General features: G+C 71.0%; 23 protein-coding genes. 11 read left to right on the forward strand and 12 right to left on the reverse strand.

Annotation, left to right across the window (positions count from 1 at the left end; all coding sequences use genetic code 11):
* Window positions 1–181 precede the first annotated feature (181 nt).
* Window positions 182–1,357 carry a hypothetical protein gene (locus AB0E14_RS12040; RefSeq protein WP_362415257.1) on the reverse strand — a complete coding sequence of 392 codons (1,176 nt, stop codon included), beginning with the start codon at window positions 1,355–1,357 and terminating at the stop codon, window positions 182–184.
* Window positions 1,358–1,791: 434 nt separating this feature from the next.
* On the opposite strand from AB0E14_RS12040, the gene AB0E14_RS12045 reads away from it, so the two are divergent.
* The 3 genes from AB0E14_RS12045 to AB0E14_RS12055 all read left to right on the forward strand — a co-directional run bounded on the left by AB0E14_RS12045 (window position 1,792) and on the right by AB0E14_RS12055 (window position 4,386).
* Window positions 1,792–2,346, forward strand: coding sequence for a hypothetical protein (locus AB0E14_RS12045; RefSeq protein ID WP_362415331.1), 555 nt, complete (start codon window positions 1,792–1,794; stop codon window positions 2,344–2,346).
* Window positions 2,347–2,414: 68 nt separating this feature from the next.
* Window positions 2,415–3,989, forward strand: a complete 1,575-nt coding sequence (locus tag AB0E14_RS12050) for a prepilin-type N-terminal cleavage/methylation domain-containing protein (RefSeq protein ID WP_362415259.1) — start codon at window positions 2,415–2,417, stop codon at window positions 3,987–3,989.
* A 4-nt stretch (window positions 3,990–3,993) separates the two neighbouring features.
* Window positions 3,994–4,386, forward strand: coding sequence for an excalibur calcium-binding domain-containing protein (locus tag AB0E14_RS12055; RefSeq protein WP_362415261.1), 393 nt, complete (start codon window positions 3,994–3,996; stop codon window positions 4,384–4,386).
* Window positions 4,387–4,449: 63 nt separating this feature from the next.
* On the opposite strand, the gene AB0E14_RS12060 is transcribed toward AB0E14_RS12055, so the two are convergent.
* Complete coding sequence (locus tag AB0E14_RS12060; protein WP_362415263.1) at window positions 4,450–5,226, reverse strand: methyltransferase domain-containing protein; 777 nt, start codon at window positions 5,224–5,226, stop codon at window positions 4,450–4,452.
* Between the two features lie 749 nt (window positions 5,227–5,975).
* Between AB0E14_RS12060 and AB0E14_RS12065 the strand changes: the two genes are divergently transcribed.
* A complete protein-coding gene (locus AB0E14_RS12065; RefSeq protein WP_362415265.1) occupies window positions 5,976–6,395 on the forward strand; it encodes a TOBE domain-containing protein in 420 nt (139 codons plus the stop codon).
* Here the strand turns inward: AB0E14_RS12065 and AB0E14_RS12070 are convergent, their stop codons facing one another.
* From AB0E14_RS12070 to AB0E14_RS12085, 4 genes are all read right to left on the reverse strand, one after another.
* On the reverse strand, window positions 6,396–6,995 hold the full coding sequence (locus AB0E14_RS12070; protein WP_362415333.1) for a pyridoxal 5'-phosphate synthase: 600 nt from the start codon (window positions 6,993–6,995) through the stop codon (window positions 6,396–6,398).
* Window positions 6,996–7,098: 103 nt separating this feature from the next.
* Window positions 7,099–9,033 (reverse strand): ABC transporter permease, encoded by a 1,935-nt coding sequence (locus AB0E14_RS12075; RefSeq protein WP_362415267.1) that lies wholly within the window; start codon window positions 9,031–9,033, stop codon window positions 7,099–7,101.
* A gap of 92 nt (window positions 9,034–9,125) precedes the next feature.
* On the reverse strand, window positions 9,126–9,941 hold the full coding sequence (gene modA, locus AB0E14_RS12080) for a molybdate ABC transporter substrate-binding protein (protein WP_362415269.1): 816 nt from the start codon (window positions 9,939–9,941) through the stop codon (window positions 9,126–9,128).
* Window positions 9,942–10,034: 93 nt separating this feature from the next.
* Window positions 10,035–10,427 carry a helix-turn-helix transcriptional regulator gene (locus tag AB0E14_RS12085; protein ID WP_362415271.1) on the reverse strand — a complete coding sequence of 131 codons (393 nt, stop codon included), beginning with the start codon at window positions 10,425–10,427 and terminating at the stop codon, window positions 10,035–10,037.
* Window positions 10,428–10,773: 346 nt separating this feature from the next.
* Here AB0E14_RS12085 and AB0E14_RS12090 point away from each other — a divergent pair, with 346 nt between their 5' ends.
* The 4 genes from AB0E14_RS12090 (at window position 10,774) to AB0E14_RS12105 (ending at window position 15,306) form a co-directional block, all read left to right on the forward strand.
* On the forward strand, window positions 10,774–12,300 hold the full coding sequence (locus AB0E14_RS12090; protein WP_362415273.1) for a helix-turn-helix domain-containing protein: 1,527 nt from the start codon (window positions 10,774–10,776) through the stop codon (window positions 12,298–12,300).
* A 214-nt stretch (window positions 12,301–12,514) separates the two neighbouring features.
* Window positions 12,515–13,219, forward strand: coding sequence for a M24 family metallopeptidase (locus AB0E14_RS12095; protein ID WP_362415275.1), 705 nt, complete (start codon window positions 12,515–12,517; stop codon window positions 13,217–13,219).
* Window positions 13,220–13,507: 288 nt separating this feature from the next.
* Entirely contained in the window at window positions 13,508–14,494 is a 987-nt protein-coding gene (locus AB0E14_RS12100) for an ATP-binding cassette domain-containing protein (protein ID WP_362415278.1), read from the forward strand.
* A gap of 5 nt (window positions 14,495–14,499) precedes the next feature.
* Window positions 14,500–15,306: an ABC transporter permease gene (locus AB0E14_RS12105; RefSeq protein WP_362415335.1), complete on the forward strand. Its 807-nt coding sequence runs from the start codon at window positions 14,500–14,502 to the stop codon at window positions 15,304–15,306.
* A gap of 39 nt (window positions 15,307–15,345) precedes the next feature.
* Here the strand turns inward: AB0E14_RS12105 and AB0E14_RS12110 are convergent, their stop codons facing one another.
* Window positions 15,346–16,176, reverse strand: coding sequence for a glycoside hydrolase domain-containing protein (locus tag AB0E14_RS12110; RefSeq protein WP_362415280.1), 831 nt, complete (start codon window positions 16,174–16,176; stop codon window positions 15,346–15,348).
* Window positions 16,177–16,505: 329 nt separating this feature from the next.
* Here AB0E14_RS12110 and AB0E14_RS12115 point away from each other — a divergent pair, with 329 nt between their 5' ends.
* Together AB0E14_RS12115 and AB0E14_RS12120 are read left to right on the forward strand one after the other, a co-directional pair.
* On the forward strand, window positions 16,506–16,988 hold the full coding sequence (locus AB0E14_RS12115) for a VTT domain-containing protein (protein ID WP_362415282.1): 483 nt from the start codon (window positions 16,506–16,508) through the stop codon (window positions 16,986–16,988).
* Window positions 16,989–17,677: 689 nt separating this feature from the next.
* Window positions 17,678–19,123 (forward strand): SulP family inorganic anion transporter, encoded by a 1,446-nt coding sequence (locus AB0E14_RS12120; protein ID WP_362415284.1) that lies wholly within the window; start codon window positions 17,678–17,680, stop codon window positions 19,121–19,123.
* Between the two features lie 15 nt (window positions 19,124–19,138).
* Here the strand turns inward: AB0E14_RS12120 and AB0E14_RS12125 are convergent, their stop codons facing one another.
* Window positions 19,139–19,429 (reverse strand): hypothetical protein, encoded by a 291-nt coding sequence (locus tag AB0E14_RS12125; RefSeq protein WP_362415286.1) that lies wholly within the window; start codon window positions 19,427–19,429, stop codon window positions 19,139–19,141.
* Window positions 19,430–19,498: 69 nt separating this feature from the next.
* Window positions 19,499–20,503: a TerC family protein gene (locus tag AB0E14_RS12130; RefSeq protein WP_362415288.1), complete on the reverse strand. Its 1,005-nt coding sequence runs from the start codon at window positions 20,501–20,503 to the stop codon at window positions 19,499–19,501.
* 176 nt (window positions 20,504–20,679) lie between these two features.
* Here AB0E14_RS12130 and AB0E14_RS12135 point away from each other — a divergent pair, with 176 nt between their 5' ends.
* Window positions 20,680–20,865 carry a CsbD family protein gene (locus tag AB0E14_RS12135; protein WP_362415290.1) on the forward strand — a complete coding sequence of 62 codons (186 nt, stop codon included), beginning with the start codon at window positions 20,680–20,682 and terminating at the stop codon, window positions 20,863–20,865.
* Between the two features lie 29 nt (window positions 20,866–20,894).
* Here the strand turns inward: AB0E14_RS12135 and AB0E14_RS12140 are convergent, their stop codons facing one another.
* The 3 genes from AB0E14_RS12140 to AB0E14_RS12150 form a co-directional block, all read right to left on the reverse strand.
* A complete protein-coding gene (locus AB0E14_RS12140; protein ID WP_362415292.1) occupies window positions 20,895–21,728 on the reverse strand; it encodes an anti-sigma factor in 834 nt (277 codons plus the stop codon).
* Window positions 21,725–22,291 carry an ECF RNA polymerase sigma factor SigK gene (gene sigK, locus AB0E14_RS12145; protein ID WP_362415294.1) on the reverse strand — a complete coding sequence of 189 codons (567 nt, stop codon included), beginning with the start codon at window positions 22,289–22,291 and terminating at the stop codon, window positions 21,725–21,727. The genes AB0E14_RS12140 and sigK overlap by 4 nt, the downstream gene beginning before the upstream one ends.
* Before the next feature lie 293 nt (window positions 22,292–22,584).
* Complete coding sequence (locus AB0E14_RS12150; protein ID WP_362415297.1) at window positions 22,585–24,099, reverse strand: glutamate synthase subunit beta; 1,515 nt, start codon at window positions 24,097–24,099, stop codon at window positions 22,585–22,587.
* Window positions 24,100–24,246: the final 147 nt, after the last annotated feature.

Genomic DNA, 24,246 nt, shown 5'->3' on the forward strand with positions numbered 1-24,246 from the left:
GAGGGCGTGGCGCAGCCGACTTCAGTAGTCAGTGGCTGACAACTGAGGCAGCGTACGCGGTGCGCGTCATCCGGCCTGCGGCTGACCGGCGGCACGATGGGCCGGGATCGCCGAGCCCGGACCGTCGGCGGGCGACGTTCGTGCCCGGCCGAAGGTCCGGGCGTCCAGAGGTCCGGACCGCCTAGTAGCCGTAGGCGGCGAGGGTCGACTGGATGGTGGCGTTCCCGTCCCACTGGTTGTTGAACAGATCGCTCCAGGCAGCCGCCGCGCCGGTGTTGCCACCGTTCAGGGCGATGCCGTACTGCTCGATGGGTCCGTAGTTGGAGTACGCGCTCGGGTCGACCTCGGTCCAGGTGTTGGGGTCATTGCCCGTGGTGCCGTTCAGTGAACTCGATGTCCAGCTCACGTTCATGATGGTCGACTTCGCGACAAGGCCCAGCTGGGTGTTCCCGCCGGCGTTCGCCGTCACCGCGCCGCGCACCTGACTGATCCCCGATTCCAGACGCACCTTGCACGCCGTACCCGCGCTGTCGCACGCGCTTCCGCGGAACACGTTCTGGCCCGCCCCGCTGGCGATCCACGAGAAGCCGTTCTGTGTCAACGCCTCCTTGGACGCCGCGCCGAACGGCGCGGACGCCGGGTCGGCGACCGCGATCCGGTGTCCGCTCGTCGCGAGCCAGCTCACCACCCCCGACATCGTCGTGGGCGCGCCGCCCGAGACCGGCGACGCGTCACAACGAGGCGACTGCGCCTTGCCGTTGCCGCTGCCGTTGACGTCCGCACCGAGCGCCAGCGGCGGACTTCCGGCGTTGGACGGGTCGTCGCCCTTGGTCGAGCCCGCCCAGTTGCCGCTGCAGCTGTAGATCGCCAGGCGCCCGATCGCCACGGGGTACTTGCTCGCGACATCGCCGTTGCACTCGACGCTGCCGCTCGCCGTGCACGTTCCGCCGTCCGAGGTGGGGATGACCGCGTCCACGTTGGCTTCGTCCGCGGAGAGGAACGCGTCGATGTGCAACGGCCCGTTGACGCAGTTGTTGGAGGTGGAGGGATCGCACGTGGTGTAGGGCCCGGCGCTCTTCAGCTGCTGACGCAGGTTCCCGGAGGTGATTCCCCGCATCGTCGACGTGTCGATCGCCGGCTTGTTCCAGAACCCGCCGACCTGCGATGCGGCGTTGGCCGCGAAGGGGGTGAAGGACTGGAGCGTTGCGATCGTGCCCTTCATGTCCTTCAGGGCGGGATACATGTTGTTCGCGACACCGACCTGCGCATCCGTCGTGGCGGATGCCGCCGGTGCCGTGGCGGCGATCAGCGCCGTGGCGAGAGCGCCCGCCGCGAAGGCGCTCCGAAGCCGGCGCAACGTGGTGCGGCCGGAGTTCGTAACGCTTCGAGTGTGTCTGGACCTTCGTTGCATCTGCTGCTCCTGTTGATCTGTCAGGCGGCGGCTGCCGCACGGGCGCCGTGCCGGTGAAAGTGGGCAGATGTCCGAAAACTCCTGGGCATCTGCATGGCTACCCGGCCTAGATGGTGCTCACTTGGGAACCCAGTAGTCAATGATTGACAACCTTGCTCGGGCTGGATGTAATGCACGCGATCAGCCTGCGCCCGGCCGGCGGCCGAGTGCCGTCGGTCGGCCGCGGCATGCGAGGGAGAGGCTGACGGCACGATGAGCAGAGGCGCGTGATGGCAGGGTCGAGCAGAGGGTCGAGCGGAGAATCGAGCAGAGCGTCGCGCTCACGCGCGATCAAGCGAGGTGGGCTGGTTCTCGCTGTGGTGGTGGCGGCGTTGGCCGTCGTGGTGTTCGTGCGAGGCGGGTCGGACACAGCCGCCCAGGCCCAACGGCCCGAGCGGGACTGGTGCACGCCAGGCACCCCGCGCACCGCGCTCTGCCCCAACAGCAAGGTGTTCGAGGCCAAGGAGTACGCCACCCACGGCGACGCCTTCGAGTGCGTCAACTTCGCCAACCAGGCGGACGCCCAGGCCGTGCTGCGGGCCGACCCCGGCGATCCGAATCGCCTTGACGACGGAGGCGGCGTCGCGTGTCGCGGACTGCCTGAACCCCGCGACACCACACCGGTCCGCGTCGCGCAACAGGTCACGTGCGGTCCTCGCGAGACCCGCAGCGCGCTCTGCCCGCAGCCCGAGCGGGCCTTCGACGCCCGCTACTTCCTGCGCTACGGCACGGACGCCTACGACTGCCGCGACTTCGCCGGCCAAGCGGACGCGCAGGCCGTCCTGCGCTTCGCGCCGGCCGACCCGAACCGCCTGGACGAAGACGGCAACGGCATCGCGTGCCCGGACCTGCCGGGCCCCGAGGACGTCAAGCCCGTGCGACGGGGAACAGCGTGAGACGGCAAGGGCTCGCGCGTGTGCTCGGGCTGAACGTGACCCATCGATCGAAGGAAGCCCCGACTGTCATGACACCGGACCATCGCCTGTTCCCCTTGCGCTCCAGACGCCAGGACGGTTTCACCCTCGTCGAGTTGCTCGTGGTCATCCTGATCCTCGGTGTGCTCGCCGCCATCGTGGTGTTCTCCGTCAGAGGCATCGGCGACAAGGGCCGCAAGAACGCGATCGCTGCGGACGCGGCCACGCTGCGCACAGCGGAGGAGTCCTACTGCGCGCGGCACGGACGCTACGGGACGGTCGACGAGCTGAGAGCCGACGGTCTGCTGACCGGCGATCCGGTCTACAACATGGTGACGGTCGGCGAGGAGAACAAGTGCGGTCGCGGCCCGAGTTCGTCCTTCACGCTCTATGACACCTCCACGCCGACGGAGCGCACGGCGGACTCGATCCCGGTGGGCGCGAATCCGACGGACCTCGCGGTCGACGAGAAGGCCGATCGCGTGTACGTCGTGTCCAGCGGTGGCAACACCGTGACCGTGATCGACGGCACGACCGACGAACCGATCGGTTCTCCGATCAACGTCTCCAGCGCTGTGTCGAGCCCGACCCGGATCGCGGTCAATCCCGGCACGGGGCAGGTCTACGTCGGGGGTACGGGCGGTGTCGCGATCATCGACCCGGCCGACGCCCATCGGGTGACCCGCGTCAGCGGTTTCACGGCGACCGTGTCCGGCCTGGCCGTCTCTCCCGAGAACGGCGACGTCTACGTCGGCGGCGGCACGGGAGGCAGCTCGGCGGTCGCCTACATCGCGGCCGGCAGCTCGTCGGCGACGCCGATCCCGCTGCCCGCCGCGGCACTCGTGGGCACGAGCGCCGGCATGGACTTCACCTTCGACACCGCGCGCCACGCGGTGTACCTCGCGAAGTCGGGCCACGGCAGCGGCACGAGCGCCGCTGCCACCAGCGGTCTCTTCGCCATCTCCTCGCAGACCCACGAGGCCAGGGTCGTGGTGGACTTCCCGACGAAGTCGAGCTGCGGCACCCCCGGGAACAACCTCGTCATCAACACCGTGCGGGGCAGGACGGTCGTCGATCCGAACCGCAACCTCGTCTACCTCCTCGCGAGGAGGTGCGTTCCGGACCCGGGGAGCTCCACGGGCGCGTGGAAAGCCGTCGCGACAACGATCGTCGTCAACCCCGTCGACGGCAGCTCGACGGCGATCGACGACCCGTTGGGTACGCCGTACGGTCCCCTTTCCGCGGTCTACAACGCCGCGGCGGGGGCGGTCTACGTCTACTTCAACGGCGGCGGGACCTGCGGCGGTTCCGGGGGCCGAATCGACCGGATCGTCGGGACGAAGGTCACGGGGCAGGCGACCGTCTGCGGCATGTCGTCCGCCCCTGGGAACCACGCACGCAAGATCGCCGTGCTCGACAAGTACAACAGGATCTTCGTCGCCCAGCAGAAGGCCACGGGGCCGGGCGGCCTCGGGGTGGCGGACGGCTCCACGCTGCTGACGCAGGATCCGCTCGGCACGCCGGCCCAGTTCGGCGCGCTGGCCGTGAACAACACGACGGCGAAGGTGTACGCGGTCGATCTGGCGAACGGAACGGTCGCGGTCTTCCGGACGGGATCGGACTAGGACCATGCCAGACCAGACACGCACCATCCCCAACGGCCCGGACCGCCGGCCACGGCCGGGCCGTCGTACCTCTCTCGCGGCCGTCGGCCTGATCGCGGCGATCACGCTGACCGCGTGCGGCGACGATCGCCCCGCGGAGCACACGTTCGACGTCGCTCCCTATGTCCGCAAGGGACATGTGGTCGACTGCGACGCGTTCAAGGCCCAGGCCGACGCGCAAGCGGTGCTGCGAGCGGACGCACTCGACCCGAACGGACTCGACCGGGACGGCGACGGCATCGCGTGCCCGAGCCTCCCCGGGCCGACGGACGAGAAGCCGGTCCACCGCGACTTCATGACCGACAAGGACGGCGCGCCGATCATCGAGCCGATCACGCCGCGGCCGGCGTCGTTGTAGCAGCGGTGGGAGCGTCCTGCCCGGCATGAGCTGGACTCCGTGCCGGGCAGGACGCTGGGCGCTCTACGGCGTCGCGCGGACGATGACGAGCGAGCCTTCGTACGTCGGCTGCGTGCGCAGGTGACCGAAGCGCTCGTCCCAGGTGCCGGAGTCGAGGTCGCGGCGCAGAGTGCGGTCGAAGTGTTCGCGGGTGTCGTCGCCGACGAAGCTCCAAGCGGAGCACGCCTGGCGGGCGGCGGGGTCGAGAAGTATCTCGGGGCGCCCGTAGTACGCCTCGTTGAAGCCGTCCGTGCAGTCGAGCGGAATCGGCACGGCCTCGACGGTGACCGTTCCGCCGAGGGCGGCGGTGATCTCGTCGAGGGGAGGGTAGCGGCGCGCCTCGGTGTCGAGGACCTCGGGCGCGTACGCGTACAGCCAGAAGTTCCGTACGAGTGCGGGGTCGCAGGTCAGCACCACCACGGGTCCGACGGCCACGCGCCGCATCTCGCGCAGTCCGGCGGTCACGTCGCTCCACTGGTGGACGCTGAACATGGTCATCGCCGAGTCGAACTCCCCGTCGGCGAACGGCAGGTCCTCGGCGACGGCGTCGACGGCACGGGGGAGTCCGGTCGGCCGTTGGGCGCGCATCGAGGCCGACGGCTCGACAGCCGTCACGATGCCGCCGACGTTCTCGTACGAGCCCGCCCCCGCCCCGACGTTGAGGACGGTGCGCGCCGCTCCCAGGGCCTGGGCGATCTGTCGGGCGATGCGTCCGTCGGGGCGCCGGTAGGTGGCGTACCCGGACCCGATCGCGCCGTAGTCGACGTCGCCGGCGCTACCGTCGTGCGAACGTGTCGTCATCTGCCTTACCTCGCCTTGTGAGCAGGAACAGCGGGGAGCGGACGCAAGGCCGGCGCGTCGGCGACCTGATCGGCGGCTTCCGCGACGGCAGCCGCGCTGTCCATCCTGCATATGCTGCCCGCAGAGTGCAATCAGCTCACGAATGCTTGGTCGATCGCCTAATCCAGTGCGCAGATGTGGTTCGACTCTTTGGATGTGTCGCCAGGGGAGCGGCCCACGGGGCGGCTCAAGGGGGGCATGGTCGGGCCGCCTTCGGCGAGCCCCTGCGCGCCGACATCGCGGAACGACGCGCAGGGCCCTCCTGGCCGGTTGCCCCGGCGCGGCGAGAGCCACTCCTCCGCGCTGGACCGGCACGAGCGAGTCAACCAGGCCCGACCCCGTCGGAGCGATTGGATTCAGCCACAGAGATCGGCTTCGCTCGGGGGTGTAGGTACAGTCGATCATCCAAGAGGAGGAAGCGCGTCCTAGGGGTACATCTGCGAGGCAGGAACGCGTTGAGATCTCGCTTATGCGGTAGCCACCTGCTGTGGGGGCTGCCCGAAAGTCGACGCGCCGCTCGCAGGCGGGGAACGAATCCTGGATCAGGAGTCGGGAGGCCCCTGCGGAATGCGCGAGGGAATGACGTCCATTCGGCTGGTGGATGCGACGCGGTTCGCGGAAGGTATTTCCCGCTCCGGTAGCGTCGTTCGGGAAGCAGGTCACAGAAGTCACGACTGTTCCTCTCCCCGGCTTTGTGAGGCGTGTTCCCCATGACCCTGTCCATTCGCAACCAGCTCCCCGGAACCGTCACCGCCGTCACCACCGGTGAGGCCATGGCGTCCGTGAAGGTGCGCCTGGCCGGCGGTCAGAACATCACCGCCGCCATCACCGCCGACGCCGTCAAGGAGCTGGGCCTGGCCGAGGGTTCCGCGGTCAAGGCCCTGGTGAAGTCGACCGAGGTCGCCCTCGCGACCGGCCCCGTCGACGGCATCTCCATCCGCAACCAGCTCGCCGGCTCCGTCACCGAGGTGTCGACGGGCGGCGCGATGGGCTCCGTGAAGGTCACCGTCGACGGCGGTGAACTGACCGCGGCCATCACCAAGGACGCCGTCGAGGACCTCGGTCTGAACGCCGGCTCCTCCGTCGTGGCCCTGATCAAGTCGACCGAGATCTCCCTCGCCTCGGCCTGATCACCAGAGCGGTCGACGCTGCCAGCCGGCGCCTTCCTTCTCGTACCGCAGCCGGATGTGGACGCGGGTCGCCGCGGCCTGCCAGAACTCGACCACGTCCGGCTGGACGGTGTAGAGGGTCCAGGCGGGCTCGACGAGCCCCGGTTCCGCCTCGATCCGGGCGAGGCTGTCCCGCAGCGCCCGCTCGCCCACGTCCGGGTCGACGAGGTAGCGACTCTGCCGGCCGAGCAGGGCCTCGGCCCTCGCGGTGGGCGAGCGGGCGAGGAAGTCGGCGGCCGAACGGTCGGCGGGCGCGGGCCGGACCGCGCCCCGGACGCGGACCTGACGCCCGAACTCCGCCCAGTAGAAGGTGAGCGCGGCGCGGGGCGTCCCGGTGAGCTGGATGCCCTTGGGGCTGGCGGCGTGGCCCGCGAAGCGGAACCCCTCGGGGCCCACGTCCTTCAGGATCAGCACCCGGGCATCAGGATCGCCCGCCTCGTCGACAGTGGACAGCGTCATGGCGTGCGGGTCGGGCACCCCGGCCTCGACGGCGTCCGTCAGCCACGCGAGGAACAGCTCCGACGGCTCGGCCGGCGCACGGTCCGTGGCGAACTCGGGCATCGGCCGGGCGAACACCTCGATGCCCCGCAGCCAGTCACGCACGCTGGGGGGAGCCGCTCTCCGTCATGTCGTTCTCGCAATCTCCGGACGGGTGCCGGCGGGGTCAGAGGGGCACGACCGTGGCCTCGGTCGCCTTGACACTGGTCCATACGGACACACCGTCGGCGAGGCCGAGTTCGGCGGCGGCCTGCGGGGTGATCTCGGCGACGAGGTCCGGTGCCTGCTCGGAGGTGATCAGGACCCGCAGCCGACTGCCGCTGGCGGTGATCTCGCGTACGGTGCCGGGCCAGACGTTACGGGGGCTGCCCGTGGGCTTCTCGCGGTGGACGGAGACCGCCTCGGGCGCCACGATCGCCAGCGCCGGGGTGCCGGTCGGTGGCGGGTCCAGAGCGACCAGGAGGCCGCCGCCGTCGAGCGCGAGGCCCTCCGGCGTGGCCGTGCCCGGCCAGGCGTTGCGTCCTAGCATCCTTGCCACCCAGGGGGATCGGGGGTGCCGGGTCACTTCTGCGGGCGCGGCGTCCTGGAGGGCGCGGCCCTCGTCGAGGACCAGGACGCGGTCGGCGAGGGACACCGCCTCGACGGGGTCGTGGGTGACGATCAGACAGACACCGGGGAACCCGGCGAGGTGCGCGCGCAAGGTATGACGCACATGGGCGCGCGTGGTCTGGTCGAGCGCCGCGAGCGGCTCGTCGAGCACCAGCAGCCGGGGCCGGGCCGCCAGGGCACGGGCCAGGGCGACGCGCTGGGCCTGTCCGCCGGAGAGTTGGGTCGGCCTGCGGTGGGCCAGGTGACCGACCCCCAGACGGTCGAGCCAGCTCTGCGCCGCCCGACGGGCCTCGGCGCGGGAGACCCCCTGCGCGCGCAGCCCGTAGGCGGTGTTGGCGAGGGCCGTCATGTGCGGGAACAGGGCCCCGTCCTGCGGCACCCACGCGACGCGCCTGCGGTGCGGGGGGAGTGCGGTGACGTCGGTGTCGCCGAGGGCCAGGTCGGCGTGGGCGCGGGGGGTGAGCCCGAGCAGGGCGCGGAGCAGCGTGGTCTTGCCGGCGCCGTTGGGGCCGACGACGGCGATCGTGGTGCCGGGCTCGGCGTCCAGGGTGAGGTGGGTGAAGCCGGTGACCTCGGCGTGCAGGGACCAGCGTTCGCCGGAGGGCGCGGGCGGGGGGACCTCGACTGTCGGCTCGGGCGCGATCGGGTCCGTGGCGACTTCCGGAGTGGTACGGCGAGGCCGGTCGATCGGGGTGCCGGTCCACCGTCCGCGCAGGGCGATCAGGACGCCCATGGCGATGGCGAGGAGGAGCAGGGAGACGGATGTGGCGGCCTCGGGCTCGTCCTGGAGGAGCAGGTAGACCTGGAGGGGGAGGGTCTGGGTCGTGCCGGGGAGGTTGCCGGCGAAGGTGATGGTGGCGCCGAACTCGCCGAGCGCGCGGGCCCAGGTGAGGGCCGCGCCCGCGATGACACCGGGCGCCACCATGGGCAGGGTGACGGTGAAGAAGACGCGTACCGGCGAGGCGCCGAGGGAGGCCGCCGTCTCCTCGTAACGGGGCCGCAGCCCGCCGAGCGCGCCTTCGAGGCTGATGACGAGGAACGGCATCGCGACGAAGGTGGCGGCGAGGACCGCGCCGGACGTGTGGAACGGCAGCGTGATGTCGAAGGTGTTCTCCAGCCACGGCCCGAGGAGCCCGCGTCGGCCGAAGGCGAGGAGCAGGGCGACACCGCCGACGGTGGGCGGAAGGACCATCGGCAGCAGGACGAGGGAGCGGACGAACGCCTTGCCCGGGAAGGGCACCCGGGCGAGCAGCCAGGCGAGCGGCACTCCGAGCAGCAGCGAAAGACCCAGCGCCCAGAAGGAGACGACGAGCGACAGCTTGAGCGCCTCGACGGTCCCCGGCGAGGACAGGTGGTCGGCGAGCTCGCCCCACTCGGTCCGTACGAGGATCCCGAGCAGCGGCAGCGTCAGGAAGGCCACGGCCAGCAGCGCGGGCAGCGCAAGCGTGAGAGGGGGACGTGCGCCGGGCGTACGCGCGCCTGCTCGTTTCATCGGTGACCCCGCAGAGAATGAGGACAAGGGATGAGGGGCTGCCCGTCCCCCCGGTACGGGCAGCCCCTCACGATCTGAGTGATCTCGCTACGTTACGGCTTCTCGAAGCCGGCGTCCTGGAGGATCTTCTGGCCCTCGGGTGAGGAGAGCCAGGCGACGAAGGCGGCGGCCGCCTCGGCGTTCTTGGAGTCCTTGAGGGTGGCGGCGGGGTACTGGGCGATGGCGTTCTGCGCGTCCGGGATGGCGACGGCGTCGACCTTGTCCTTGGCGCTCTCGGCGTCGGTCTTGTAGACGAGGCCCGCGTCCGCTTCGCCGAGTTCGACCTTGCTCAGCACGGCGCGCACGTTGGGCTCCTGGGAGACCGGCTTCACCGTGATCTTCTGGGCGTCGAGGATCTGCTTGCTGTACTTGCCGGCCGGGACCTCGGGGGCGGCGAGGACGACCTTGAGCTTGGTGTCGGCGAGGTCCTTGAGGTCGTCGACCTTGAGCGGGTTGCCTTCGCCGGTGGCGATGACGAGCCGGTTCTTGGCGATGATCGCCGGGGTGCCGGTGTCGCCCTCGACCTTGTCCATGCTCTTGGTGTCGGCGGTGACCAGGACGTCGGCGGGCGAGCCCTGGGAGACCTGGGCGACGAGTTCCTGGGAGCCGGCGAAGGAGAAGGTGACCTTGGTGCCGGGGTTGGCCTTCTCGTAGGCCACGCCCGCGGTCTTGAAGACGTTGGTCAGGGAGGCGGCGGCCAGCACGGTCAGGTTCGCCTTGGGCGCGGCGCTCGCCGAACCGGAGGCGGTGGAGCCGGCGGTGTCCTTCTTGGGGTCCTCGTTGCCGCAGGCGGTGAGCGGGACGAGCAGCGCGGCGGTGAGGGCGGCTGCGGCGACACGGCGTCTGGTGAGGGTGATGTCGAGGGTCATGAGGGTCGTAACTCCTTGAGGGCGAGCGGAAGATGCGGCGGGAGGCGGGCCGTGGTGGCGGCCGGGGTCTGCGGGTGCTGCGTGAGGGGTGGTTCAGGTGCGGTCGATGTGCACGCTGGTCGACTTCACGCGGGCGGTGGCCTGCATGCCGACTTCGAGTCCGAGTTCTTCGACGGCCTCGCGGGTGAGGAGGGAGACCAGTCGGTGGGGGCCGGCCTGGATGGTGACCTGGGCGGCGATGTCACCGAGCTTGATCCCAGTGACGATGCCCGGGAACGCGTTGCGGGCCGAGGTGTAGGACGCGTCGTCCTCGCCGCCGCTCTGGGCGACCTCCATGGAGAACGCGGCGAGGGACTTGCCGTCGATGACGCGCCGTCCGCTCTCGTCGCGATGGGTCGCGACCCTGCCCGCGTCCGCCCAGCGCCGCGCGGTGTCGGGGCTCACGCCCAGAAGCCGTGCGGCCTGCCCGATGGTGTAGGACTGCATGTGCGACACCGTAGGCCGGATCAGCTCTTATCTGCAACAAATCCGTGTGACCCTCCATCGCGGATGCGAGTGGTGTTGGAGAAAGCCACGAAGGGGCAGGTCGGCCGCATCGAGCTCCTCGCCGTCCATGCGCGTCGCGAGCAGGACCGGCGCATGGCCTCCGGCGTACCGCGACTGCTCCGTCCATCTGTGGCGCGCGGAGATCCTCCAGGCTCGGCCCTCATCTTCTGGGTGATGATCTAAGAGGTGTTTCGCCGTGGTGCCTTCGCATCTACGATGCTTGAACTCGTTCCCGCTTAGTGATTGTGAGAGGCGGGTCCGGATCGCAGGTACGCAAGGAGCCCCTATGCAAGTCGATCATCTTCTCCGTCTCGACCGGCTCGACCTCTCCCTGGTCTGGGGAGAGGAGACGCTGCTGGGTCAGGAGATCGGCGGCGTCACGGCGACGGACCTGGAGGATCCCGCCCGGTTTCTGCAGCCGGGCGAGATCGTGCTCAGCGGGCTCGTGTGGTGGGGGCGTGAGGACGAGGCGGTGAAGGCGGACCGGTTCGTCTCGGCGCTGCGCGAGGCGGGCGCGGTGGCCCTGCTCGCGGGAGAGGAGACGCACGGCGAAGTGCCGGACGAGCTGGTGACCGCCTGCCGCAGGCACCGGATCGCCCTGCTCGCCGTCCCGGCGCACACGACCTTCCGGGCGATCACCGAGGCCGTCTACCTCCGGCAGTGGGGTGAGCTCAGTCGCCGTCCGACGGACCACTTCGCGCTGCCGGAGAACGTACGCGTGGACCTGGACCGGGCCTTGGAACGCGGGGCGCCGGCGGCTGAGTTGCTCGACCGGGCCTTCGCCTTCCTCGGCGTTCCCGAATGTCATCTCCTCACGGGCAGCGGCCGTACGGTCGCCAGGACCGCGACCGCGGCCGAACTCCCCGCCCGGCGCGCGGCGGAGGCGGTGCACGGCCGGCAGGGCGCGACCGTGCGCATCGACGCGGACGACACGGTCTTCGACTCCTGGCACCTGTACGTTCCGGAGGACGGCCAGGTGCCGCCCAGAGTTCTGCACGAGATCGCCGAGTTGCTCGGCCGTCATCGCCGACGGCAGGAACAGCAGAGGGCGGCGCGGAAGCAGGCCCACGAGGAACTCGTGAAGCGGGTGAGCGCCGGACACGGCGAGGTGCACGGCCTGGAGGACGCGCTGCGCGCGTGCGGCCTCCCTGTCGCAGCCACGTACACCGTGGTGGTCGCCGCCCTTGCGAGCCCGGAAGCCCTTGGAGCCGCGGCGGCGCTCGCGGAGGCGCTCAGCCATCAGCGGGTGGCCGCGTTCGCCGTCTCGGAGCGTCCGGAAGGCGAGGCCGTCGCGGTGCTGGCACATGAGCCGGGCCTCGGCTTCGACGTACGGGCGGGGCTGACCGAGGTGTGGCGGCTGGTCCACGCCTGCCTGCCCGGCGCCGCCCTGCACGCGGGCGTCAGTGACCCCGTCGGCAACCCCGCCGAACTCGCCGACGCCCTCGCCCAGGCCCGCTACGCGCTGGCCGGGGCCCGAGCGACGGCGTCGTCGACGGCGCGGGTGGCGGGGCTCGCGGACCTCGCCGACCTGGAGACGCTCCTGGCCGGCATCCCGGACCGTGTGCGCGGGGTGTACGTGGACACGGTGCTCGGCCCGTTGCTTGAAGCCGACCAGGGTTCCCGCGCCATGCTCCTGGAGACCCTGAAGGTGTTCCTGGACCACAACTGTTCGTGGGCCAGGACGGCCGACGCCCTGCACCTCCACGTGAACACGGTCCACTACCGCATCGAGCGCATCGAGGGCCTCACCGGCCGGGACCTGTCCCGACTCGACCACAGACTCGACCTGCGCGCGGCGCTGATGTGCAGTTGACAGCCGCTGCCGTCGGGGGAGGTCCACCTGGTGATTCGACCAAGGTCATAGGGGGCAACTCGCCGGAATCCTCTGGGGATTGACCACTCAATCGGGCCGTGTCCGCGGTGCTACGTTCGGCCCGGCCATGTGAGGAGGCAGGTGTCACCACCCTCTGCCCCGCTCGTCACCGGGCGGCCGTCGCGGTGGGAGACCCCGGATGAGGAAGGGCGCGATGACGGTACGCGACCGGATGGACGAGCGGCTGCGGGTGCTCCGACTGCTGGAGGCCGAGCGCATGGCGCGGGCCGTGTTCGACCGAGCGATGGAGGAGGGCGCGATCACCCCGGGGCGCTCCGAGAGCGAGGCCGAGAGCGCGATCCGCGGCATCGCCCGGGACGTCGCGGGTCCGATGCTGTCGGGCCCGGGGCGGCTCGTGCGGTCCGGGCCTCACACGGTGCTCCCGACCGGGCAGCGGATCCCGGATCGAGCGATCGGAGTGGACGACCTCGTGGTGGTGGATCTCAGCCCGCTGATGGTCGGTCACGAGACCGGCTTCGCCCGGACGGTGGCCTTCGGCGAGGACCCCGGACAGCGTCGGCTCGTCGGGGATCTGTACGGGGTGTTCAGGGACAGCCGGGGGGCGTTCCGGGGGGACGAGACCATCACGGGCGGTCAACTGCACGCCGAGGTAAGCGCCTTCGCCCTCAAGGCGGGCTGGGATCTGGGCACGTGGCACGTCGGCCGCCTGACGGGCACGGCGGCCGAGGGCGCCACCGCGGCGGTGCGAGGGGAGGAGTTCATAGCCCCGGAGAACGACAAGCCGCTGCGCCGCACGGACCACGCGGGGTTCCGAGCTCATTGGACCATGGAGATACGACTCGTCGACGCGTGCAGCGGCTTCGCCGGAACGCACAAGCAACTCCTGGACCTCGTCTGACACACGGCGGTCGCGCTCTGTGACCGAGGCGGCGGATTCGGCCGCACAGCGCGCCCCGCGGGCTCCCGCCGCATCGCCTGGCCCACGCCCACGGCCGGTACGGCAGCACCCTGATCGCCCCGGCCGCGTGCCCCTCGCCACGCGCGGGAGGCACCTCGCCGGTCGACGCATGGGCTCAGCAGCGGCCCCTGGCCGCCACGGACCCCCCGTGCGCCCTCCTCGGTCGGTGAGTGTCAGAGGCGTCGGGCACAGTGGAAGAGGTGATTCCTCGACGAGCGGGGTGACCCCATGACACACGCGATTCGGGCGGAAGGCCTCACCAAGCGGTTCAAGGGGACCGTCGCACTCAAGGGCATCGATCTCGAGGTCCCGCAAGGCACCGTCCTGGGCCTGCTGGGACCCAACGGTGCCGGCAAGACGACGGCGGTCCGGATCTTCGCCACGCTGCTGCTCCCCGACGGGGGCCGTGCCGAGGTCGGTGGGTACGAAGTGGTGAGCCAGGCCCGCCAGGTCCGGTCCCTGATCGGCCTCACCGGCCAGTTCTCCGCGGTGGACGACAACATGACCGGCACCGAGAACCTGGTGATGATCGGCCGTCTGCTGGGTATGCCGCGCCCCGAGGCGCGGGCGAGGTCGGCCGATCTGCTCCGGCGCTTCCACCTGGAGGACGCCGCGGGGCGCGCCGTGAAGACGTACTCGGGCGGGATGAGACGGCGCCTCGACCTCGCGGCGAGCCTGGTGGGGCGGCCCCGCATCCTCTTCCTCGACGAGCCGACCACCGGGCTCGACCCGCACAGCCGCGGCGAGGTCTGGGGGATGCTGCGCGATCTGGTGTCCGAGGGCATGACCACGCTGCTGACCACGCAGTATCTGGACGAGGCGGACCGTCTCTCCGACAACATCGTCGTCGTCGACCAGGGCACCGTGATCGCCCAGGGCACCCCAGACGAGCTGAAGACGCAGGTCGGAGGGCAGGTGCTGAACGTACGGCCGGTCGCCGCGGCCGATCTGGCACGGGTCCGCGCGCTCGTGGCGGAGGAGGCCGGCCAGCAGACCGCGATCGAGGACCACCGCGTCATCGCCCCCGTCGCCAGCGAGACGCTCATGCCCCGCGTGGTGCGCCGTCTCGACGACGCGGGCATCGCCGTGGGCGAGCTCACCCTGCGTCGCTCCTCCCTCGACGAGGTGTTCCTGGCCCTGACGGGTCACAAGGCACAGGCGGACGACCCGGCGACGTCCGACGACGACTACGCCTCCACAGGGAGCCCGTCATGACCGGCATGGACCTCACGGAGACCGCCGCCCGCGGAGGCAACCGCGTCCACGTGGGCGCGGCGCTGCGGCAGACGGCCACCATGGCCTGGCGGAGCCTGATCTCGGTCAAGCACAACCCGCTGGAGCTCGTCGACTACAGCATCACGCCGATCATGTTCGTCTTCCTCTTCACCTTCGTCTTCGGCGGACAGATGGCCGGCTCTCCGCAGGACTACCTGCAGTACGCCCTGGCCGGGATCATCGTGCAGAACACCCTGTTCATGAGCATGTACACCGCGATGTCGCTCAACGCCGACCTGACGAAGGGCGTGTTCGACCGGCTGCGCAGCCTCCCGATCGCACGGGCCGCGCCGCTGTACGGACGCATCGCCGCCGACCTGGCGAAGCAGCTCTGGGCGATGCTGCTCATGATCGGCCTCGGCACCCTGCTCGGGTTCACGATCACCGGCAGCGCCCTCGGATTCCTCGGCGCGACGCTGCTCCTCCTGACCTTCGCCGCCGCCGTCTCCTGGACCGCCGTACTGATCGGCATGCTCGCGGGCGACGCGGAGAAGGTGCAGGTCTTCGCCTTCACGATCATCTTCCCGATCACCTTCACGAGCAGCGCCTTCGTGCGCGTCGACACGATGCCGGGGTGGCTCCAGGCGTGGGTCGAGGTCAACCCCGTCACGCACCTGTCCGACGCGTTCCGAGGCCTCCTGCTGGGCACCCCGGTCGCGTCGGCCGTCATGTGGTCACTGATCTGGGCCGCGGGGATCACGGCCGTCTTCATGCCGATCGCGATGCGCGTCTACAACTCCCGCAGCCGCTGACACCGCGGCCCCCGGCAGGGGCCGCGGTGAGGCCGCCGGTCAGCCGACGATGGCGACGGGAGCGTCCCAGGCGTTGCGGTCGACGTTGATGGTGTGACCGCCGCGGGTCTCCTTGCTGTTGGCCTTGTACTGGTGGCCCCGGCTGTGGTCGGTGTACAGCTTCGGGTTCCAGGGCCAGTCCTTGGTGGTGGTCTCCTGGCCGTTCCACAGGGCGTACCAGAGGTTGCCCGGCAGGTCGGTACGGTCCTTGGCGGTGGCGATCGCCTTGGCGCTGGAGGTGCTGAAGCCGTACAGGCCCGCGCGGTAGGTCTTGGCGCGGAGGGTCTTGGTGAAGGCCCGCACGTACGCCAGGGTGGCGTCGTTGCAGGCCTTGTCCGCGATGTCGTACGACTCCATGTTGAGGTAGATCGCGCTGCCGGCCTTCATGCCGAGTGCCGAGGCCTTCGCGATCGCGTCGTTGGCGTTGCTCACGCCGACCGAGGTCGCGGTGGCCGCGGTGAACCGCTCCTTGTTCCGGCTCTTCTGGCAGGGCGGCTGGGCTCCGACGTACAGCGGGATGACCCGCCAGCCGAGAGTGTCGACCGACTTGACCCAGGACCTGGTGAGGTTGGGCTGGGCGCAGCCGCGGTTCTTGCCACCGATGTAGACGGCGACGCCGCCGTAGTAGCCGTCCTTCTTCCACGCCTTCATCGCGGTGAGCGAGGGCGCGGTGCAGGCGTCGAAGGCCCGGCCCGTGTAGGTCTTCTGCGCCGGCCACGCCGGGGCGGCCATCGAGGTCTGCGCCGCGACACCGGCGCCGCCGACCACGACGACCCCCGTCGTCGCCAGAGCGATGTAGCGACCTCTTCTGGACAAACGATGCTTCGCCATTCCCCACCCATCCCACCCCTTGCTCCGGATCTCCGGAGCCCGGCCACTCTATCCGGACCAGGTCCGGAGCCCTCCTGGTCCGGCCCGGTGCCCGTATCCGTCGTATGGATGTTTGGTTAGGCTGGCCTTGTCACGGCATACGGAGCCGGACGCGCGGCGTCGGGTTCCCGGTGCCGCGCATGTGGACCGAGAGAGCAACACGGACAAGGGCGGGGCGCAGGTGAGAGACGGTGACCCTGGCTTGTACGTGGTGTGCGCCCGTCGGGGCGGGACGCCGATGCGGGTGAACGCCGGCGCGGGCCGTGGCCCGGCGCCCGAGACGAGGCGCCGTGGATAAGATCGCGCTCACTGCAGGAGCCCTGTACGTCATCGTCCTGCTCCGCGCCGGCGGGACGTTCGCCGTCGGATGGCTCGCCGGTGCCGGTGCCCGGCGCAGCCGCTACGCCGAGCGGATCTCGTCGGCGAAGTTCCAGCGCGCCGAGCGGGCGATCCAGCGGTGGGGCGCGCCCGTGGTGGCCGTCTCCTTCCTGACCGTCGGTTTCCAGACCGCCGTCAACTTCCTCGCGGGCACCATGCGCATGCCGCTGTCGCGCTACCTTCCCGCCCTCTTCGTCGGCGGAGCGGCCTGGGCGCTGATCTACGCCACCGCGGGGATCGGCGTACTCGAAGTGGTGGGAAGGCTCTTCGCCGAGCGGACCGCCCTCGGGGTGTCCGCCGTGGCCGTCCTCCTCCTCGCGGTGTGCGGGGTGCTCGTGTACCGCAGAAGGAGCGCAGCGTCGTCGGCCGCCGAGACCGCGGCCGACGAATCCTGAGCCGGTCCTGACGGACTGCCGCCGTGCGGACTCTTCCGAGGTGCCGACACGTCCGTGGCGCGGACCCTTCCCAGGCCTCCGTTCGCGTCAACATCAGGCTGATTCCATTCGAAAACCTTCGTACGGCACGGGTGTTGCGGGGCGCTGTCCACGTGCGCGCATTACTCTTCGTTGACTCGCCCTTGGGCTTGCTTTGGTGAATTCGGGCGAGGGCGCGACCGGAGGGAGGAGCGTTCACGATGCCGGCCGTCCGCCTGTCCGTGGCCTTGCGCGCGACCTTCCTTCTCGTGCTCGCCCTGGTTTGCGGCACGTGCGTCCTGCCGGGCTCAGCCGGCCCCGCGGCGCCGCAGCAGCCCCGACTCCAGCAGTCCGCGGCCGTCCCGGCGTACGAGTCCGCGCACGCCGGGGGGAGTGAGGCCGACGCGCCCAGGGGGTCCGCCCTCCACCGCGACCGGCGGAGGGCCGCCGCCTCGCCCGCGGGCCCACCCTGCCCTGAGCCTCTCGTGACCCGCGACGCGCCGCGCACGGACTCGTCGACCGCGCGCACCGCGGGTCTGGAGTCGCGGCCGAGACCGCCGGCCGCCCACGACTCCTCCGCGCTTCAGGTCTTCCTCTGCTGACAGGCGGCACCACCCGCGCCGACCTGTCAGCCCGACGCACCCGCCGCGGTGCGCCAGGAGGAATCCCTGATGCCGTCCTTCCCCTTCCTGCGGCAGGACTTCGCCGCCTCGCTCGTCGTCTTCCTCGTCGCTCTCCCCCTCTGTGTCGGTGTCGCCGTCGCCTCGGGGGTGCCCGCCGAACTGGGTCTCATCACCGGCATCGTCGGAGGCATCGTCACCGGCCTCATGCGGGGCAGCAGCCTCCAGGTGTCCGGTCCCGCCGCCGGCCTCACCGTGCTCGTCCTCGAAGCGGTCCGCACCTTCGGACTCGCCGCGCTCGGGGTCATCGTCCTGGCGGCCGGTGTGCTGCAGATCGCCATGGGGCTGCTTCGGTGGGGCCGCTGGTTCCGCGCGATCTCGCTCTCCGTCGTGGAGGGCATGCTCGCGGGCATCGGCCTGGTCATCATCGCCGGGCAGCTCTACGCGGCGGCGGGCACGCCCGCCCCGGACTCCGGCCTCGACAAGCTCACCGGTCTGCCGGGCGCCCTCGTCGACGCCCTGGGGAGCCGCGCGGCCCTGGTGTCGCTCGCCCTCGGAGCCGGCACGGTCCTTCTCGTCGTCGGCTGGCGGCGGATGCCCGCCCGGGTGCGGGCGGTGCCCGGCGCCCTGGTCGCGGTCGGACTGGCCGCCCTCGCGACCGCCGTGTTCGGCCTTCCGGTGGAGACCGTGCGGGTGGGCGGCGTGGCGGCGGCCGTGAACCTGCCGGACTCCGATGCCCTCTCCTCGCTCGCCGACCCGGCTCTCATCGGCACGGTCCTCGCGTTCGCGCTGATCGCCTCCGCCGAGTCACTGTTCAGCGCGGCGGCGGTCGACCGGCTCCACTCGGGGCCCCGGACGGACTACGACAAGGAACTCGTCGCCCAGGGCTCCGGCAACGCGCTGTGCGGCCTGCTGGGCGCACTGCCGCTCACCGCGGTCATCGTGCGCAGTTCGGCCAACGTCGAGGCCGGGGCCCGGACGAAGGCGTCCCGGGTTCTCCACGGCGTCTGGCTGTTGGTCTTCGTCGCCCTGCTGCCCGCCGTGCTCGCGTACATCCCGCTGGCCGCCCTGGCGGGCATCCTCGTGCACGCCGGCTGGAAGCTCATCCCGTTCAAGGGCGTCCTGGCGCTCTGGCGCCGGCACCGGGGCGAGGCCTTCGTGCTCGTGGTCACGGCGACGGCGATCGTCGCGGTCGGCATGTTCGAGGGAGTCCTGATCGGCCTCGGCCTGTCCGTCGTGAAGGCGGCCTGGGAGGCCTCCCACCTGCGGATCGAGCACACCGACGACGGCCGAGGCGCCGTCCGCGTACGGCTCCAGGGGACGGTCACGTTCCTGCGGCTGCCCCAGATACTCGACAGCCTGGACGCCCTCCCCGACGACCGCCGGGTGGTCCTGGACCTCTCCGGGGTCCACCACCTCGACCACGCCTGCCAGGCGGCACTGGAGACCTGGGCCGAACGGCACGGCGACGCCGACGCCCAGGTCGAACCGCGCTGACGGCTCTCGGTCGCGTCACGTGCCCTGATGCTCGGGCTGCTCGGGCTGCTCGGGGCGCTCCGGGTCGCCGTGGCGCTCCGGCTCTCCGAGGTGCTCGGCGTGTTCGGGGTGCTGGGCGTGTCCGGGGTGCTCGGGGTCCTCCAGGTATTCGGGGCACTCGGGGTTGTGGCAGGGGCCGGGCCGCCACACGGGCACGAAGACTCCGAGGGTCTTGTGCCGTCGTTTCACTGTCGTGGTCACGGATTGCTTGCAGACCGGGCAGACAAGCGCTCCCTGGGGACCTGTCTCGAACTCGGCTTTGCTCATTCTTTAACAATAGGCCCAATGGCAGCAAAGCGGGACGAAAGGTGCCCCTGTATTCCCGGGAGGAGGAGATCAGGTCTCCTCCTCCCGAGGAGGCTCCCGCTCCTCCTGCTCCTGCTCCTCCGGGGCGGTGGCAGAGGCCGTCGGGGCGGGCCGGAGCAGACTGAGGACGACCGAGCCCGCCAGGACGACGACGATGACCGCGAGACTGACCGGTGAGGGGATCTCGGGGATGCTCGTGCTGATCGTCTTGTGCGACGCCTGAAGGACGAGCTTGACGCCGATGAAGGCGAGGATGATCGCCAGGCCCTTGTTCAGGTAGTGGAACCGGTCCAGGAGACCGGCGAGCATGAAGTACAGGGCCCGCAGCCCGAGGATGGCGAAGGCGTTGCTGGTATAGACGATGAAGGCGTCGTCGCTGACGGCGAGAACGGCGGGAACGCTGTCGACGGCGAAGACGAGATCGGCCGCCTCGATCGCCGCCACCACCGCCAGGAGCGGGGTGGCCACGCGTCTGCCGGCTTCCTTGACGAAGAACTTCATCCCGGCGTAGTCGTCGCGGACCGGCATGATCTTGCGCAGCATCCGCACGGCGAGGCTCTTGCCCGGGTCGAAGCTCTCCTGCTCGTCCTTGAGGAGCTTGTACGTGCTCCAGAAGAGGATGGCGGCGAAGACGAAGAGCACGGCGGTGAAGCGGCTCACCACGGCGACGCCGAGGGAGAGGAAGATCCCGCGGAAGACCAGGGCCCCCATGACCCCGAAGAACAGCACGCGGTGCTGGTAGGCGCGGGGCACCTTGAAGTAGGCGAAGATCACGGCGAAGACGAAGAGGTTGTCGACCGACAGGCTCTTCTCCAGGAGCCACGCGGTCGTGTACTCCGTGCCCGCGGTCGTCCCGAGGACGAGGAAGACGACGCCGCCGAAGATCAGCGCGAGCCCCACCCACAGTGCGCTCCAGGCGGCCGCTTCCTTGAAGCCGATGACATGAGCGGTGCGGTGCGCCAGGAGGTCCACCGCCAGTGACACCAGCACCGTCGCGGCGAACGCCACCCACAGCCAGACCGGGACCTCAAGCACGCCAGTCACTCCCCGACGGCCCACGCCGGTGCACGGACCCCTCAAGTCTATTCTGCGCCCTGACGAAGCTTTTGGGCGATTTTTGCCTGTTGTGGGGTGCCTCGTCGGCGAGCGCCCTGGGGTCCCCGAAACTAGCGTGGACGGTACGGATCCCTGTGACGGGAGGGAGCACGGGCATGAGTGCCGCCATGGACAAGGCCAAGGGCAGGATCAAAGAGATCGCCGGAAAGGTCACCGGGCACGAGCGCCTGGAGGCCGAGGGCAGGACGGACCAGGCGAAAGCCAGGATCCGTCAGACGATGACGAGCGTGCGACACCGGGCCGAAGGCATCAGGGACTCCCTCAAGCGCGACCACTCGTAGCTCCGTCGTCGCCACCGATCGACGCGTGATCACGCGTCGATCGGGATGACACCGAGGGGTTCGGTCGTCGGCCGGGCGGAGCCGCCCGCGGGTTCGACGGTGAGGCAGACGGCGACCGCGTCGCCCAAGGGACCCTCGAGGACGCGCGCCGCCCGGTCGCCGGCGGCGGCCAGGAGGCCCGCGGGACGGTAGTCGCCGGCCTCACCCGCGTACCAGAGTTCGTACACCTTGTCGCTCGGCAGTGCCGGGAGGCCGCGGGCGGTGAACGCGGACCGGGCCTGCTCGCGGGAGACGACGACCGCCGCGTCCGCCCCGCCGGCCAACTCGCCGGTGTGCACGGTGGCGTCGGGGGCGGTGAGGACTTCCGCGAAGGCGCCGCTCGCCGCGCGGGCCTGCTCCTGCGCCTGGGCTGCCCGGGCGCGCGCATCCTCGGCCTCCGAGTGCTGCCACGCGGCGACAGCGCCGAGCGTGGCCGCCGCGGCGACGCTCGCGGCGAGCGCCAGACGCAGGCCCTTCCGTCCTTTCCAGCCTTTCCGGCCCTTCACATCCTTGAGATCCCTCAGGTCCTTCCGGTCCTGCCGGCCGGCGGAGCTGCCGTCCGGAGGCGTGGCGCCGTGCGAGCGTGGGCGCCCGTCCTGCGCCGTGCGGGAGACCTGCTGCAGGACATGGGCCCGCAGCTCCTCGGGCACCGGTGCGGTCTCGTCGGAGGCGAGAGCGGCGGTGGTCCGCCCGAACTCGGCGACGTCCCGGCGGCAGGCCTCGCAGCCGGCGAGGTGGTTCTCGAACGCGGCCTCCTCCGCGGGCGGCAGCGCGTGCAGCACGTACGCGGCGGCATCGAGGTGCGGATCCTCCGGTGGCGTCATGAGCCGGCCTCCAGGCAGTCGCGCAGCTGATGGAGGCCGGTGCGCATACGGGACTTCACCGTGCCCTCGGGGGTGGAAAGGGAGTGCGCCACTTCGACGTACGTCATGCCCTGGTAGTAGGCGAGCACCAGCGGCACGCGCTGGAGGCGGGCCAGGGCCTCCAGGCAGCGGTGGACACGGCGCTGCTCGTCGCGGCCTTCGACGGTCTCGGCGACCTGGTCGAACTCCCGGTCGGCCGACAACAGCGCGGCACGCAGCTCGCGGTCCGAACCGGCCCGGACGGATCGCACGCGGTCCACGGCCCGCCGGTGAGCGAGGGTGAGCACCCATGACTTCGCCGTTCCCCGGTCGGGCCGGAAGCGGTCCGCCGTCCGCCACACCTCGATCATGACGTCCTGCGTCACCTCCTCGGCCTGGGCCGGGTTCCGCAGCACCCGGCACGCCAGCCCCATCACCGGCTGGGACAGCGCGTCGTAGACACCGGCGAACGCCTCCTGGTCACCATCCGCGGCGCGGAGGAGCAGGGCGTCGACGTCGGAGTCCGGTCCGGATGCGTGCGGCAAGGGGCGTCCTCGTCCTCCATCGTGCCTCTGGTGGTCGCTCGTCGGGGCGCTGCGGCCGAGTCGACCCGCTCGGGGTGGCCCGACCCGTCCGACCGGTCCGACCGGTCCGACCGGTCCGACCCGTCCGACTCTGCCGTCTGTGGCGGGGGTGTGCCGCGTGGCCGGGCCAGCCGGGTGAGTGCGGCTCGGGGCGGTGAGGGTCATGACCGCTCCCAGGAGGCGAGACTGCCTGTGTGAGGGATTCGTTGCCGTGCGGGGCGCGGATGACGGATCGGCGAACGGCGATCGTCGGGTCACGCGAGCGGACGGTCCGTGGCCCTGACGGGGGCCGGGAGCTCGGTGCGGCCGCGCAGAAACCGGTCGGCGGCGGCAGCGGCCGCTCTGCCCTCGGCGATGGCCCAGACGACGAGGGAAGGACCCCGCCCGGCGTCGCCGGCGACGAAGACGCCGACGGATTCCTGCCCACCCGGCGGCGCCGCCGCCGTCGGTGCGAGCGCGGCGAAATCCGGGGTCCGCGCGAAGGTCCCGCCGGCGTCGGCCGTGAGACCCAGGGGGCCGGTGAGGCCAGGATCCTGGCGAGGGCCGCGAAAGCCGAGGGCGAGCAGCACCAGCTGGGCCGGAAGGACGCGGGCCGTGCCCGGCAGCGGGCGCCTGCTCGCCGGTTCGACCTCGTGCAGCACCACGGCCACCACCTGTCCCGACCCGTCACCGTCGAAGCGGACGGTGACGGAGGCGAAGGCCCTGGGGTCGGCACCGTCGCGGGCACACGCCTCCTCGTGGGCGTGGGACATCCGGTAGATCCTCGGATGGACCAGCGGCCACGGTTCGTCGACCGTACGGTCCTTGCTCGGCAGGGGGTTGATGTCCACCTGGACGACGGACGACGCGTCCTGGCGCAGGGCGGTGCCGAGGCAGTCGGAGCCCGTGTCGCCCCCTCCGACGATCACGACGTCCTTGCCGCGCGCGGAGAGCGCGGCGGGCAGGGGTACGGGGAGGGGACCGGCCGAGCGGTTGGCTGCCGTGAGGTACTCCATGGCGTGGTGGACACCTCCCAGCACACGCCCGGGGCAGTCGATGTCCCGCGGTTCCGTGGCTCCCGTGGCGACGATCACCGCGTCGTACGAGGCCCTCATACGGGCCGTGTCCACATCACGGCCGACGTCGACGCCGGGGCGGAAGCACGTGCCCTCCTCCTCCATCTGCGCGATCCTGGCGTCCAGCCGGTCCTTGGACATCTTGAAGTCGGGGATGCCGTAGCGGAGCAGCCCGCCGACCCGGTCGGCGCGTTCGTACACCGTGACCGCGTGCCCCGCGCGGGTGAGTTGCTGCGCCGCCGCAAGCCCCGCGGGCCCCGATCCCACGACGGCGACCGAGCGGCCTGAGACCCGGGTCGGCCGCAACGGGCGCACATGGCCGCGCGCCCACGCCTGGTCGGCGATCGCCTGCTCGACGTTCTTGATCGTCACCGGTTCGCCGGTGAGGGCGAGCACACAGGCGTCCTCGCAGGGTGCGGGACAGAGCCGACCGGTGAAGTCGGGGAAGTTGTTGGTGGCGTGGAGCCGTTCGGAGGCGGTGGCCCAGTCGCCGTGGGCCGCGTACACGTTCCACTCCGGTATGAGGTTGCCGAGCGGGCAGCCACCGTGGCAGAAGGGCACACCGCAGTCCATGCACCGGCCGGCCTGGGCGGAGACCACGGGCAACAGCGGCTGGCCCGTGTGCACCTCGTTCCAGTCTCCGACGCGTTCGTCAGGGGGTCTGGAGGGGGCCGGTCGCCGGGGAGTGCGGAGGAAGCCGAAGGGGTCGGTCATGGTGCCCTCGACATGGCTGGCGGTGCGGGAAGCCGGTGTCCGTGCGGGAAGCCCTGTTCCGCGCGGTAAGCCCTGTGTCCGTGCGGGAAGCCCTGTTCCGTGCGGTAAGCCCTGTGTCCGTGCCCCTCATCGTACGTCCGTGCGAGG

The organism is Streptomyces sp. NPDC047981, from assembly GCF_040653315.1.
In the GTDB taxonomy this organism is placed as follows: Bacteria; Actinomycetota; Actinomycetes; order Streptomycetales; family Streptomycetaceae; genus Streptomyces.